General features: G+C 41.6%; 15 protein-coding genes. 5 read left to right on the plus strand and 10 right to left on the minus strand.

What is annotated here, in order from left to right; all coding sequences use genetic code 11:
* The first annotated feature begins 41 nt into the window (after positions 1-41).
* From htpG to AC6JA8_RS11935, 3 genes are all read left to right on the plus strand, one after another.
* Positions 42-1,952, plus strand: a complete 1,911-nt coding sequence (gene htpG / locus AC6JA8_RS11925; protein WP_497973985.1) for a molecular chaperone HtpG — start codon at positions 42-44, stop codon at positions 1,950-1,952.
* 179 nt (positions 1,953-2,131) lie between these two features.
* Positions 2,132-3,718 carry a hypothetical protein gene (locus tag AC6JA8_RS11930; protein ID WP_497973986.1) on the plus strand — a complete coding sequence of 529 codons (1,587 nt, stop codon included), beginning with the start codon at positions 2,132-2,134 and terminating at the stop codon, positions 3,716-3,718.
* A gap of 349 nt (positions 3,719-4,067) precedes the next feature.
* Positions 4,068-4,883: a hypothetical protein gene (locus AC6JA8_RS11935; protein ID WP_497973987.1), complete on the plus strand. Its 816-nt coding sequence runs from the start codon at positions 4,068-4,070 to the stop codon at positions 4,881-4,883.
* On the opposite strand, the gene AC6JA8_RS11940 is transcribed toward AC6JA8_RS11935, so the two are convergent.
* From AC6JA8_RS11940 to AC6JA8_RS11955, 4 genes are all read right to left on the minus strand, one after another.
* Positions 4,880-5,230 carry an FHA domain-containing protein gene (locus tag AC6JA8_RS11940; protein ID WP_497973988.1) on the minus strand — a complete coding sequence of 117 codons (351 nt, stop codon included), beginning with the start codon at positions 5,228-5,230 and terminating at the stop codon, positions 4,880-4,882. The genes AC6JA8_RS11935 and AC6JA8_RS11940 overlap by 4 nt on opposite strands.
* A 202-nt stretch (positions 5,231-5,432) precedes the next feature.
* A complete protein-coding gene (locus AC6JA8_RS11945; RefSeq protein WP_102244043.1) occupies positions 5,433-5,885 on the minus strand; it encodes a TraR/DksA family transcriptional regulator in 453 nt (150 codons plus the stop codon).
* Between the two features lie 197 nt (positions 5,886-6,082).
* Positions 6,083-6,535 (minus strand): hypothetical protein, encoded by a 453-nt coding sequence (locus AC6JA8_RS11950; protein WP_497973989.1) that lies wholly within the window; start codon positions 6,533-6,535, stop codon positions 6,083-6,085.
* A gap of 102 nt (positions 6,536-6,637) precedes the next feature.
* The gene (locus AC6JA8_RS11955; RefSeq protein WP_497973990.1) at positions 6,638-6,778 is read right to left on the minus strand and encodes a hypothetical protein; all 141 of its coding nucleotides are present in this window, start codon (positions 6,776-6,778) and stop codon (positions 6,638-6,640) included.
* A 381-nt stretch (positions 6,779-7,159) separates the two neighbouring features.
* On the opposite strand from AC6JA8_RS11955, the gene AC6JA8_RS11960 reads away from it, so the two are divergent.
* A complete protein-coding gene (locus AC6JA8_RS11960; protein ID WP_497973991.1) occupies positions 7,160-7,831 on the plus strand; it encodes a hypothetical protein in 672 nt (223 codons plus the stop codon).
* Positions 7,832-7,869: 38 nt separating this feature from the next.
* Here AC6JA8_RS11960 and AC6JA8_RS11965 read toward each other — a convergent pair whose 3' ends face one another.
* From AC6JA8_RS11965 to tatC, 4 genes are read right to left on the minus strand one after another with little or no spacing between them, the layout of a single operon-like run.
* Positions 7,870-8,301: a FliG C-terminal domain-containing protein gene (locus AC6JA8_RS11965; protein WP_102244046.1), complete on the minus strand. Its 432-nt coding sequence runs from the start codon at positions 8,299-8,301 to the stop codon at positions 7,870-7,872.
* A 10-nt stretch (positions 8,302-8,311) separates the two neighbouring features.
* Positions 8,312-9,289, minus strand: coding sequence for an ADP-glyceromanno-heptose 6-epimerase (gene rfaD / locus AC6JA8_RS11970; protein ID WP_102244047.1), 978 nt, complete (start codon positions 9,287-9,289; stop codon positions 8,312-8,314).
* On the minus strand, positions 9,286-9,783 hold the full coding sequence (locus AC6JA8_RS11975; RefSeq protein WP_102244048.1) for a hypothetical protein: 498 nt from the start codon (positions 9,781-9,783) through the stop codon (positions 9,286-9,288). The genes rfaD and AC6JA8_RS11975 overlap by 4 nt, the downstream gene beginning before the upstream one ends.
* Positions 9,780-10,520 carry a twin-arginine translocase subunit TatC gene (gene tatC, locus AC6JA8_RS11980; RefSeq protein WP_497973992.1) on the minus strand — a complete coding sequence of 247 codons (741 nt, stop codon included), beginning with the start codon at positions 10,518-10,520 and terminating at the stop codon, positions 9,780-9,782. The genes AC6JA8_RS11975 and tatC overlap by 4 nt, the downstream gene beginning before the upstream one ends.
* 95 nt (positions 10,521-10,615) lie before the next feature.
* Here tatC and AC6JA8_RS11985 point away from each other — a divergent pair, with 95 nt between their 5' ends.
* Positions 10,616-11,263 carry a hypothetical protein gene (locus AC6JA8_RS11985; RefSeq protein ID WP_497973993.1) on the plus strand — a complete coding sequence of 216 codons (648 nt, stop codon included), beginning with the start codon at positions 10,616-10,618 and terminating at the stop codon, positions 11,261-11,263.
* Here the strand turns inward: AC6JA8_RS11985 and AC6JA8_RS11990 are convergent.
* Together AC6JA8_RS11990 and map are read right to left on the minus strand one after the other, a co-directional pair.
* A complete protein-coding gene (locus tag AC6JA8_RS11990; RefSeq protein WP_497973994.1) occupies positions 11,225-12,022 on the minus strand; it encodes a (2Fe-2S)-binding protein in 798 nt (265 codons plus the stop codon). The two genes, AC6JA8_RS11985 and AC6JA8_RS11990, sit on opposite strands and share 39 nt — an antisense overlap.
* Entirely contained in the window at positions 12,019-12,792 is a 774-nt protein-coding gene (gene map / locus AC6JA8_RS11995) for a type I methionyl aminopeptidase (protein ID WP_497973995.1), read from the minus strand. Before map ends, AC6JA8_RS11990 begins: the two co-directional genes overlap by 4 nt.
* Between the last annotated feature and the right edge of the window lie 88 nt (positions 12,793-12,880).

Consider the following 12,880-nt stretch of genomic DNA (forward strand, 5'->3'; position numbering starts at 1 on the left):
TAATCAAAACATTTTAAGGATACTTACAGGAGATTGCAATCATGACATCACGCAAAGGAACGATTAGCGTTAACACAAACGACATTTTTCCTATCATTAAAAAGTGGCTTTACTCTGAACACGATATTTTCCTAAGAGAGCTAGTGGCCAACGCGACTGACGCAATTACCAAAAGGGCCACTCTGGCGCGCACTCAAAACCAAGAGATTCCTACAGGGAAAATCACGGTTAGCGTTGATAAAGCGGCTAAAACAATTTCTATCGAAGACAACGGTCTGGGAATGACCGAAGCTGAAGTTGAAAAGTATATCGCTCAACTGGCCTTCTCTGGTGCAGAAGAGTTCGTCCAAAAGATGAAATCAGAAGGCAACACTCCTGGAAACGACATTATTGGAAAATTTGGTCTGGGCTTCTACTCTGCTTTCATGGTTTCAAACCGCGTAGAAGTAGAATCTCTGTCGATGAACGCTGGCAGCACTCCAACAAAATGGGTCTGTGAAGGTGAAACCGATTACACATTTGAGTCTTCAACAAAATCTGATGTCGGGACAAAAATCACTCTGCACATCAATGCTGAATCAGAAGAGTTCTTGAATGCATGGAAAGTTTCTTCAACGCTAAAAAAATTCTGTGATTTCATGCCCTATGAAATTTTCGTTAAAGACGCTGAGGCAAAAGAAGAATCTGCTCATCCAGGAGTTGTTAACGAAACTCAACCAATCTGGAAAAAAGACCCAAGCACTCTAAAAGATGAAGACTACAAAGAATTCTACCGCAAACAATTCCCTATGGACGGAGAGCCTCTGTTTTGGATTCACTTAAAAGTAGATCACCCGTTTACATTAGACGGAGTTCTTTTCTTCCCGAAGCTTAACCCTAACAAACCTTTTAACGAATCAAACATCAAGCTTTATAACAAGCAGGTGTTCGTTTCTAACAATGTTAAAGACATTGTTCCTGAATTCCTTTCTCTTCTAAAAGGATCAATTGATTCAAGCGATATCCCACTAAACGTTTCCCGTTCATCACTGCAAGGTGACCCGAACATCAAAAAAATTTCAAACTACGTTATTAAAAAAGTTGCTGAGAGCTTAAAGAAACTCTTCAACAACGACCGCGCTCGTTATGAAACAATCTGGGAAGACATCCAGCTTTTCCTTAAATACGGAGCGATCTCTGATAACAAGTTTGATGAGATGATGAGAGACTTCGTTATCTTTAAAAACTCAGACAACAAGTATGTGACACTTAAAGAGTATACGGCCTCTATTCCAGAAGCTTACAAAACAAAAATGGAAGGAAAAGTCCTGTACTTTGAAAAAGGAAAGTCTGACTACGCCCTAAGACGCGAGCTTCTTTCTCAGGGACTTCAAGCTCTGGAGACAGAATCATACATCGATCCACACTTCACTCAGCACGTGGAGTTTACAAAACTTGGAGACGCAACTTACAAGTTCGTTTCTGTGGATTCTGAAATTGCCTCTCTTCTTGAACAGGACGCAACAACGGATTCAGACATTAAAGTGAAGGATCTCTTCACTGACATCCTGATCGGCAAAACAGAAAACAAAACGGAAGAGGAAGAAGATTTAGACTCACTTAACCACGGTGGATTAAAAGACATCGAGATCGTTAAAATTAAAAACTCAAAATCTCCTGCTTACTTTAAAGTTGATGAGCAAATGAAGCGCATGAACCAGATGGCAAAAAACATGGGCAACGATGCAATGTTCCCGGTGAAAAAAACCCTGGTCATCAATCCAGGAAGTCCGTTAATTCAAAACGCTCTGAAGCTACATGAAAAAGGCAACGATGCTCTAGTGAAGAAAATCGCTCACCATGTAGAAGACCTTGCTCACATCTCTAGTGAAGGCCTAAAACACGAAGACCGTGAAGCCTTCGTGGCGCGCACACAGGAATTGATGCAAGAATTGACGAATTTAGCGCTGTAAAAATAAAAATTCTCATATCTTTACGTCCTTTTTAGGCCCGGAAATTTCCGGGCCTTCTTTTATCAGCCTCTTACTCTGTCTAAAATTCAGACACTAAAATTGAATTAAATATTTGAGAGTTTTAATCCGACAAGACCTGTGGACTATTCCCAAACCAACGAGGTTTTGCCGTGAGAGCTATGTCATTTCTTTTAATCCTGGCGTTTTTTGTTTCGTCTTGTACGACTTATTTTCCAGGAACCCAGGCCGACAGGTACATCGCCAATGAGGTCAATCCACCATTAAATGCTGATCAACTCTTTACGATTAAGAGTACGACTCAGACAAAAAACGGAGAGGACTTTATTAAGTACCTTCCCAACTCTCTTCAATACCAAGGAATTAAATTCGAAGTCATTGAAGACCCGAAAATGCCAAGCTCAGAAGCTTATAAGATTGTCCCTGTAGTCGAAGACCAGTCCTACAAAGTTAAAATCTTTCACTCAGCTCAAGCAAGAATAGACCAAGATGCTGTGACTGAATTAAAAGCACTCATGAACCAGATGATGGGAACAAAGTTCATCAGCCAGTTCTCTCTCTTTGAGCTTTATTACAACGGTAAAGTTCAAGACTTCCAAAGCTTGCAGGTCATGGCAAAATTAAGAAAAGCCGCCATTACTGAAGCGGGCTATGGCGTAGATAACGATTTTCTTCAACGCGCTCAAGAGCGCGCTGAATACTGGAAAAACATTAACGAGAAGTTTGATTCTGAGGAACGAATCTATAATAAAAAAGTAAAAGCTCAGGACACGGCCCGCAGAGCTGTTATGGATGCTCTTGATAAGGCCTCTGATGACCAGCAGTTTAGAGCTCTCGTTGCTAAAAATGACCGCAAAGGGGCCGCTGATCTTTTAAGAAAATATCTTCCGTGGGAGCAGATGCCTCCCTTTGAAAAACTATTCTGGGAAAACCACCTGGCCATCATGGTCGACCCGCTTCCTTATGAGGACCGCGTGCTTATTTACCGCGGGATCAACGACGACATCGTTCAAGTTGCCGAAGTTGGTGGAAAAGAGCTGGCGCGCACTGAGGCCATCAAAGAACAAAAGATTTTCCTGATGTCGACAATGATGACTAAAAACCAAGGAACATGGAACAGACGTCTTCGCTCTTTAACAGCGATGTATGAGAAGTTCATGGGAACTGATAATAATGGTTCAAGTGAATACACTAGAGCTGCGCGAGTCACGACGATGTTCGTGAAGCACTCAAAAGAGCCAAAAGGAAGTCCGTTTCTTTCTTACACTCCAAAATTCTCTGTCGCAAACTCTTTTGGTAACAAAAGAAACACAGCTTACTTCATCGACCCTCGTATGATGTACTTTAACTATGCTTCAAAGTACGCAACTGAAATTGAATTCCTTCTTCCCGTCATGAGTTTTCCTGATGACCTTGCTGCTGTCTGGGATTCTGAGCTTCACCCGGAAGGAGCAGGCAATGTTGAAAAATTCCTAAAAGAAAAGGCTATCGAAAAACTCAACCATGAACTTGGCGCAGGAAAAGGTGCCACCACTTTTGACAGAATTGTGTTAAACTCAAATAAATTCTTTAAGCCAGTTTTAGGTGGAACAACGGGAGCTGTGGCCACGGCCGCTCCAAAGCCAGATGGAAAGTTCGTTGGCTTCTTCAAGAAACTCTTTGGTATGCCGACAGCAAAAGCGGCCGAAGAAATTACTGAAAAAAGCGATATGGCCTGTCTGGATTTAATTCAGTTATTTTGGAAATAACCGAAAAAAATGAAAAAGAATTTATAATGAAATGATTAATTAAAAGAGTCATACAAGTTTTTTAATTTTGGTGACTCTACACAAACTTAGAAGGTAAAAAAATATGATCTCGAAGTCACTCGTTTTAACTTTATTAACTTTACTACTAGTGGCTTCGTGCTCATTTAACGACTTCAACTCATACCCCTACTCGCAAACCAAACAATCCTCTCAAGAGGACTCAGCTCGCATCCCAGCTAGCGACAAGTAAGTTTTTAACAGCTTTTAAGCTCGCAAGTTCGGGAAATCAGGGCCCCCCTGACCTAATCTTAATTTGACGGTGTCTTCACCTTTTTGGCATTCTTTTGCCATGAAGACTTTTGCCTTTTTAAGCGCTTTATTCACTCTTTCGCTCTCTGCCCAGGCGGCAGTGGCTCCCGCCTCAATTCAGGCCGAAATTAAGCGCGAAGTTGAGCTTAAAGTGAATCTCACTAAAGAAGGCTATCGCAATTTAGAAACTCAGTTCTTAAAAGACTTTAAAGGCGAGCGCACCAAAAGAAGCGACTACTACTTTGAAATTTTCGATGACGGACAATACTTGCTTAAAAAATCTGAACCGGTCATTAAACTGCGTTTTATGTGGGATGGACTGGATTTAAAATGGCAGACTCAGCAGACAGAAAAAAGCTGGGCCTACTCTATCTTCACTTTCAAAGAGACCCTGGCCGAATCATCAATAATTAAGGCCCCTCATCTGCTAAAAGACATCGAACACTATCACGAGCTTTTAGAAAAACTTGAACCCAAAGCTTTGGATGAGGCCCACGACATCCAAAAAGAACTGGAAGACAAAGGTATCATCGCCTCTCTTCCCACTCTGTGCTCTTTGTGTACAGGCGAAAAACAATTCTTCTCTTCGCACATGAACCAAAAAGTGCGCACAAAAATTAAACTGATTGTCGATGGCGACCAGTTCACCCTGCAAGTTGGTGAGACGGCCAATAATGGTGTGACAACTTATGAGCTGGAAGCTGAAGTGAAAAAAAGCACAGACCTGAAACTCTCGGCAGAGCGCTTACAGAAATGGCTTACTAAAAAAGGATTTGTATCCGCTCATATCGAAACGCAGGAATCAATAGACCCTGCACGCAAAAGCGAAGCCCTGCTTCAGAAACTCATCTATTAAACGAATTCTTCGTATTCAGTGTTGATGATTGCCAGCTCTTCAGGAGTGAGTTTGGTTGGATCAATTTTTAAAACGAAAGGCCCGATCTTTAACGTATCCTCGAGCTTTAAGGCCGAGCGCTTTAAGCGCAATTGATTGAGATGCACTTCTTTTTTCAGGTCCAGATTTTTAGCGACAATGTGTCCCGTCTTCACCGGAAGAATTTCACACTGCATGCTTGCAATTGTTTTATCTTCAAGCACGACATCACAGTAAAGAGAATTCCCCAGGACAAGTTTTCTGTCCACTGTGATTTCTTTTTTTACTTCCGGCATGTCCGGACGTGAGATGACGAGAATGAAGGCCATGGTTCTACCTACTAAAAAGAGCTTGGCTCACAAACAATTATAGTAAAAGATAAGGCAAAGTGCCGAAAGTTCCTACTCTTAAAGTATATCCACGACTTAGATAAAATCAAAAAAAAGACTGGTGAAAAAAGTGCCAATTTAGCTTGGAGAAAATAAAAAATGCAGTCCTAAGACTGCATTTTTATTTATGATATTTTTATGTTTAGAACTCTGAATTGCCGGCCAAAACCGTCTCCAGGTCCTGAGCGTGAGAGCGCATTTGAATCACGTTTCCACCAAGAGTTTTTCCGTGAGTGTGAGAGCGTTTCTCATACAGCATTTGACCTTCGTTTCTCTCTTCCTCTTCCTTACAAGCAATACATTGAGTTGCTACTGGGCGGGCACGAAGTCTGTTCATTTCAATTTCTCCGTCACACTCTTCACAAATTCCAAATGTGCCGTTTTTAATTTTAAATAAAGCATTGTCAATTTTCTTCAGCATGAAGTTTTGTCTTCCTAGAAGTTTTAGTTCTAGTGCTCTTTGACGATCCTCTGAAGATAGATCCACCTCATCACCTTTTTCAAGGACAGGATCAATCATTTTCATTTCGTTAAGTGTGTTCTTCTTAAGTTCAATGAAAAGGTTTTCAAATTGTTTCATCATTTCAGCGTTCATAAAAACTCCTTATATAGACAATTTTTTTCAATCCCTGAGAACGTTACGAAAATTCCTCTCTCGTAAAACCACTCTTCCTGAGCGATTCGCAATTTAATAGTGCACTGTTTGTGCCAACTTTTATGTGAGGGTAATAACGAAAAAAGGGCCCAAAGTGGCCCTTTATTAGAAAAACTTATGGATGATTGTAGTCAAAATTACTCTGCCGTAAGGAGCACATTGTCCACACGTAAATGAATCTTATCGCTTGCATCTACATAATATGTGCTGAGCACTTTTGATTGCGCATTCTTTTTTTCAAACTGGCACTTCTTAAACTTTGCGTGGTCTAAATAATCTTCAAGATCGACAATCGCTTGCTCAAAAGGAACATCTTCATCCGGGTAATAACGAAGAACCTTCTTAATAGATGATTCAACATCATCAAGAACGGCATCTGCACCAACCGTTGTACACTTCGAGAAGTCTTTAATATTAATTTTTTTATCTGTTAGTCTATATGATGAGGGCATGTCTTCAGAAACATCGTACATGAACTGTGCGATGCCTGTGATGGCGTCTGAGTCTCTGAATGAATTGATGGTACGAGCAGATGCTTCAAATGAGCTTAGTGAACAAACTGCGATAAATGTAAAAAGGGCGTACTTCATAACCACTCCAAAAAGATGATTATAAGTACGCCCTGGTGATCAAAAGGTTAAATAATATTTTTTCATAGCAGGTATCTAATATTTAGATGGCCATGATTGTTATTATTTTCTGAGTTCTTTTCTGTGGGCCGTCACTCTGACTGGCACTCTTTCGAGTCGTCTGAGCGGTGGGTTTAAGTTAATGAGCATTTCGTTGAGCCAATTGGTAATCGTAGAGAGTGTGAAAAATCCTTTTTTACCCATGTGATTGTCTCCTACTAACAAAAGGGTTTAGATCCACTTTTTTAGCCATCCATGCTTTTGTAACCATCCCCTCCATCCTAGAAGAGACCAATTGATAAAAAACCCATCCTAGATTTCTCATCTTTCTTAATATTTACTAAAGCTAGGATCGTGCCAAAGTGGTCCTACGGGATTTCTGCTACTTGGTCCTACGGAATCTACTAAACAACGCGAAGTAAGATGGGAAATGACACTGCCAAATTGTCTCCAGCACCATATTTCAGGGCTTAGATGACACTGTCAGTTTTTTAACACCCCCTTGTAATAATTTCTAAAGGCCGAGTGCTGGCCTCATTCACTGCTACTATGGAGAAAATTTGTTATCTCACACAGGAGCATATTATGAAGAAGACACTTCTACTTTCTCTAATGACGATTTCTTTTATTTCACAAGTACAAGCTAAAGCGTTTTTTGGACGCGTAGAAAAATACATTATCCCGGCAACTGGTCAGATTATCGAAATCGCTTCTAATGAGATTGAAGATGATGGGAAGACAGCAGAATTTTACGACTATAGAGATGGTAAAAGAAAAAATATTGACCTGAGCGCAGTTTCTAAATCAACAAGAGAAGAAATCGCTGGTGTAAAAGCTGGTGAGGCCATCCTTGTGACGACTCAAGCAGGTAACGATAAAACAAAAACTGTAAGCCGCTACTGTGCTGTATTCCATGTGTTCGAAAACAAACAAGCATTCGTTGGATGTAATACAACTGTTGAAGCAGACAGAATCGCAGGATACGCACTTCCTACACGTATGGATTTTATTGTGAACAACGTAGAAAACGTAATCGCTCAAGTTGAAGAGCACGACGGAGTGAAAAAAGGTGACATCATGGAGTTAAGAATCAATACAGCAAACGCCAAAGCAGGTAGAAACATGAGAGTCCTTGCGGTTTTTGCTAACGGTGAAGTCCTGGTAGAAAAAGCAGGTCTTGGATTCCTTGATACAAACAGCATCGTGTATAGAGGTGGTGTTGATAGAGTCACAACAGCGGATCTAAGCAAACTATAAGATAAAAACAAAGGCCCGGGAAACCGGGCCTTTTTTATTTAGACTAATGTCTCTGAAGAATCTTTATTAATGATCAACTGACCTTTATCAATCTTCTCACGCACAATCGCCATGATTCTCTCCTGTGCCTCTTCCACTTTGCTTGCGAGCTGTGGTGGCCCCATCAGGATTTCCTCAATCTCTTGTCTCATCACTCGCGGAGTGTTTTTTAAGACGTGCTCTTTTAGAGCGGGAGCTGCAATTCTCAGCGCTAGTCCCATGTCCGCCACTTTAACTGAACGAAGAAGTTCAATCAGCATCATGGGAGTTAAGTACTGAAGGTCATCAAAGGTGTACATACTCTTATGAAGAGCTTCGGCCATCTGTGGGTCTTTTTTAGAAATCGTTTCTAAAACTTTTTCCCTCGCGGCCTTTGAAAGTCCGGCCAGCATTTTAGCAGCAGCTTTGATTCCACCTTGAAACATTGCCATCCTTCTCTCCTTAGCAGTGAGGGTTTGCTTTCATCAGATAGTTTTGAACGTAATCGCGCACTCCATCTTCCAGCGAAGTGAACTGGAATTCTGGAATGGCCTTCATTAATTTCGTTGTATCGGCCTGAGTGTAATACTGGTACTGGTTGCGGATTGATTCTGGCATATCGATAAACTCAATATTGGCCGGAACATTCATCGCCGAGAAAGTCGCCTTCACGAGATCATGGAAGCTTCTCGCCTTCCCTGCTCCCAGGTTATAAATTCCAGAGAACTCGGCCTTGTCCGGGTCTGCTAGTTCAATCATCGCGCGGACAACATCTTTAACATAGATAAAATCTCTTAGTTGTTCTCCGTCTTTGAAATCCGGACGGTGAGACTTAAAGAGTTTTACTTTTCCATTAGACTTAATTTGTTCGTGGGCCTTGCACACTAACGATTTCATATCGTCTTTGTGGTACTCATTTGGGCCGTACACGTTAAAGAACTTTAGGCCAAACCAATGGTCTGGTTTTTGTTCTTCTTTTAAAACCCACTCGTCTACTAATTGTTTTGAGTAACCGTATGGGTTTAATGGCATCAGTTTTGGGATCATGCCGTGGTCGTCACTGTAGCCTAACTCTCCATCACCGTAAGTCGCAGCAGAGCTGGCGTAGATGAATGGGATATTTTTAGTAGCGGCAAAACGCCACAGGGCCTGAGTGTAGGCCACGTTGTTTTTCATCAAGAAGTCCATGTTCTTTTCAGTTGTCGCTGAACAAGCCCCCATGTGGAAAATCAAATCTGTCTCAGCGATTAAATCATCATAATCGCCACCGAAGAGTTCATCGGCATGGATGTACTCAAGGTATTTAATCCCGCGAAGGTTTTTCCATTTAATGCTGTCTTCAAGTTTATCGACGATCACAAGGTCTGTGTGACCTAATTGATTTAATTGTTTTGCCAGCACACTGCCAATGAAGCCTGCGCCTCCAGTAATTAAAATCATGCGATCTCCTTATTGTTTCTCACGCGGTCGACAAGGACAGCTCCACCAAGACCTAAGAGAAGAAGTAATTTTACGTATTCAAGTTTTCTATATGAGTTGTGATAGAAGGCATGCTTTTCCTGAAGTACAGCATACTGAGGGTCACTTGTCTGTGTCTGATGAATTTCATACGTCGTATTAGTAATCATCGGAGTCATATAGAATTTGTAGATCAGTGACAGGGCCACAAGAGGAATCGCCAGAAACATCCAGATCTTGTGTTTTAAGTCTCTGTATTTTACCCACGCTCCAGAAATCACGACTAAGGCAAAAATGATTTCAAAAATATTGAAACGTCCAAAAACCGTCATCCCGATTTTCCCGGCATCAACGATGCTTGATGAATTTCTAAAAACTGTCGGAATGGTAATAATGTCGACTAGAACCGACATAAAAAACCAGGCGAAAACAACTGGCAGTACTAACTCTAGTCTTACTTTTTTAAACGTACTCATTTGTGACCCTTCATGTGGTGGCGGTGTAAATACGGATGGACAACCCACGCCACTAAAAGCACTCCGATTTCAAACAGAGCACAACATGGAATCCATACGGCAAGCATTGAGATAACGTCTGGTGGAGAAGCGATCGCTGCAAATACAGCTAGCCCCACGTAGATATAGCGGCGAAGCGCGCGCAGAGATTGTTTAGTTACAATCCCCATAAATCCTAAAATAAGCAGAATGTTTGGCACCTGGAAAATAAACCCTAAGAACACCAAAATCTGGCTTGATGTCGAAACATAGTCGCGCAGGTTGATGTTGGCCTGGATGTCTCCGACTCCCACACTTGATAAGAAATTAAAGACGGCCGGGAAAGCAACGTAATAACCAAAGGCCATCCCGCAGATAAAAAGAATCCAACCGATAATCATGAACGGTTTTACGGCGCGAACTTCGTGCTCATGTAGACCTGGTCTGATAAAACTCCAAATCTGGTAAAACCAAAACGGCGAAGAAAACATAATGGCCCACCAGATAGCCACATCTACCTGAACCCACGCTTTCTCAAAAATGCTGTGATAAACCAGAGTCCCCGAGTGGGTTTCTGCCAGAGAGTGACGAATTGGTTTTAAAAGCCACTCGGTGATATCGTCGACAAAATAAGTCGTGACTAAAAACGACGCTATTAAAATATAAACAATCCGCATAATAACTTTGCGGAGCTCTTCCACGTGTTCCCAAAAACTCATTTCTTTCAAAGTAATCTCACCAGTGTTTCTTGCAATCTATTGATAGAACTATATACTTAGAGAGGATAATTGTAAAAAAATGGTTGGGACTATCTATGATCAGACATTCGTTTATGGCACTCATTTTGACCTTAGTGGTAGGCTATACTGCGGAGGTTTATGCGGCCCCAAACATGCTTTTACAATGCCTAGCAAAAGAAGAAGAACGCCTTCACAAAAAAGAGCAACAAAACGCCCTATTTCGCCTGAATCAGGAGTTTGTTAACGAACTAGCGAGCTCTAACGATATCAATCTTAAAAAGAATTATGTGGACCAGATTTGTTCCTCAAGAGACTTCACCCCTTCCGTCGGTCTTTTGCGCCTGCTCTTAATTAAAGAGCACGAACTCTATGATTTAAGTTTAAGCGGGGTCGACGCCAGCATGCGACCTTTTAAGATGGGCTATATTAACGAATTCCAAAAACAAGTCCCGCGCATGTTCATCCAATACCTCGCCGGATTGCAAAGTGAGCTGGCGACTCCTGACTGTCTGGAAAAGGCCATTCCGGAGCTTTCGGGCTTTAGTGAAAAAATTAAATACCTGGAAGAAGAACTCTCTACCCACCAACTGATCACACAGAAAAATAAAATTGAAACCGTTTTTAACAAACTTAAGAATTTTGATTCAATCAAAAAGAACTGCGCGATCATCGCTAAAAAAAGATTAAACGCTCTGAAGAAAAAACAAAACTCCCAGCTTTGATTTCCAAAAATCAGTTAAGGCAGACAGAAGGCCACTAACTGTTTTTTCATTGGTAGAATTGATTTTCACGCTGATATGAAAACCTTCGATGTTGACGAGTTCGATGCTGAATTGACCAGCGATCCCTTCGCGTTTCATCCATTCCTCTTTTAACTCATCAAGCTTTATTAAAAGTGGCCCCGGGTAGTGGCCAGCGATTTTAATCCAGTTGCCGTCTTTATCGAAACGAGACCTCGAGTGATCGAGTCCTTTAATCATTCCATGGGCATTTCTCGTTTCTTCAATCAACGACAAAATTGGCCCTCTACAACTTCCACAGGCACTTGTGGCCATCGTCTCTTGTAGTAGAGTTTTTAATTCAAAGTCGCGGTTACTTAAAACTTTCTGAACGATGTCTCTTTTAGTGACTGAAAAGCATAGGCATAAAAGATCGCGGTCTTCCTTAAAAAAGCGCGACTCTCCCATATAAGAAGCAATGGCCTCACGTAAAAGCCATAGCCCAGTTGAAGTCACGGCCTTATGCCCATTGCTTAATCTGGTCTCAAACATAAGCGAAGCGCGGTTGATACCTTTGACCTCTTCCAGGGTTTTTCCTAAAACGAGTGACTTGAGTTCTTCCATTTCGACTTTATATAAAGAAGCGCAAGGTCCATCGAAATGGAACTCTTTGATGACATCGCGTTTAGAGTCGATGTCTAAAAAAAGACTGATATCTTTGATGGTGGCCTTCGCATTAAAGAATGCCGCTCCTTCCATCATGGCCAGTTTTTCGGCTCATCAGATCTGAGAGTCAGAATCTCAAATCCGTCTGGTGTCACCAGAATTGTATGTTCAAACTGTGCTGACCATTTTTTATCTCTGGTCACAACAGTCCATCCATCTTTTAGCACGCGACCTTCTTTTTTCCCCAGGTTGATCATGGGTTCAATGGTGAAAGTCATTCCCGGTTTCATTTCCGGGCCAGTTCCTTTTTTACCAACGTGAACAACTTGTGGAGCCTCGTGGAATTCGCGACCAATTCCATGTCCACAGTAATCTTCAACAACTGAGTAGCCGTGAGAGTGAGCAATCTCTTGAATAACCGCTCCGATATCACCGATGCGTCCGCCTGGGCGAACGGTCTTGATCCCTTCTCTCGTACACTCATAAGTGACGTCGACTAGCTTTTTAACTTCAGGAGAAACATTTCCAACTAAGAACGTCTTGTTAGTGTCCCCGTGAAACTTATTAAGGTAGGTGGTAACGTCGATATTTAAGATGTCTCCATCTTTAAGGATTTCATCTTTTCTTGGAATCCCGTGACAGATAACCTCATTGATTGAAGTACAAACTGACTTAGGGAAGCCATGATAATTAAGACAAGATGGGTAGGCCCCATTGTTGACGATAAAATCATGACAAAGCTTATCTAATTCCTCGGTGCTTACACCTGGAACTACGAAAGGCCCAATATACTCAAGGGTTTGCGCCGCTAAGCGCCCTGTGGCCCTCATTAATTCAATTTCTCGTGAAGATTTAATAGTAATCATAGCAATATCCAAAAAAATAAGCTTTCATAGTAGGGAGTCTAAAGAATTTACACTCTCACCGACTTTGCATTGTGTCAAGTTCAACAGG

The organism is Bacteriovorax sp. HI3 (assembly GCF_059738875.1).

Coding starts and splice junctions, on each gene's coding strand:
- rfaD (WP_102244047.1), bottom strand. CDS start 9,289: ATGATTTTAATTACTGGAGGCGCAGGCTTCATTGGCAGTGTGCTGGCA.
- AC6JA8_RS11930 (WP_497973986.1), top strand. CDS start 2,132: ATGTCATTTCTTTTAATCCTGGCGTTTTTTGTTTCGTCTTGTACGACT.
- AC6JA8_RS11935 (WP_497973987.1), top strand. CDS start 4,068: ATGAAGACTTTTGCCTTTTTAAGCGCTTTATTCACTCTTTCGCTCTCT.
- AC6JA8_RS11955 (WP_497973990.1), bottom strand. CDS start 6,778: ATGGGTAAAAAAGGATTTTTCACACTCTCTACGATTACCAATTGGCTC.
- AC6JA8_RS11940 (WP_497973988.1), bottom strand. CDS start 5,230: ATGGCCTTCATTCTCGTCATCTCACGTCCGGACATGCCGGAAGTAAAA.
- AC6JA8_RS11975 (WP_102244048.1), bottom strand. CDS start 9,783: ATGAGTACGTTTAAAAAAGTAAGACTAGAGTTAGTACTGCCAGTTGTT.
- htpG (WP_497973985.1), top strand. CDS start 42: ATGACATCACGCAAAGGAACGATTAGCGTTAACACAAACGACATTTTT.
- AC6JA8_RS11950 (WP_497973989.1), bottom strand. CDS start 6,535: ATGAAGTACGCCCTTTTTACATTTATCGCAGTTTGTTCACTAAGCTCA.
- tatC (WP_497973992.1), bottom strand. CDS start 10,520: ATGAGTTTTTGGGAACACGTGGAAGAGCTCCGCAAAGTTATTATGCGG.
- map (WP_497973995.1), bottom strand. CDS start 12,792: ATGATTACTATTAAATCTTCACGAGAAATTGAATTAATGAGGGCCACA.
- AC6JA8_RS11965 (WP_102244046.1), bottom strand. CDS start 8,301: ATGGCAATGTTTCAAGGTGGAATCAAAGCTGCTGCTAAAATGCTGGCC.
- AC6JA8_RS11945 (WP_102244043.1), bottom strand. CDS start 5,885: ATGAACGCTGAAATGATGAAACAATTTGAAAACCTTTTCATTGAACTT.
- AC6JA8_RS11960 (WP_497973991.1), top strand. CDS start 7,160: ATGAAGAAGACACTTCTACTTTCTCTAATGACGATTTCTTTTATTTCA.
- AC6JA8_RS11985 (WP_497973993.1), top strand. CDS start 10,616: ATGATCAGACATTCGTTTATGGCACTCATTTTGACCTTAGTGGTAGGC.
- AC6JA8_RS11990 (WP_497973994.1), bottom strand. CDS start 12,022: ATGATGGAAGGAGCGGCATTCTTTAATGCGAAGGCCACCATCAAAGAT.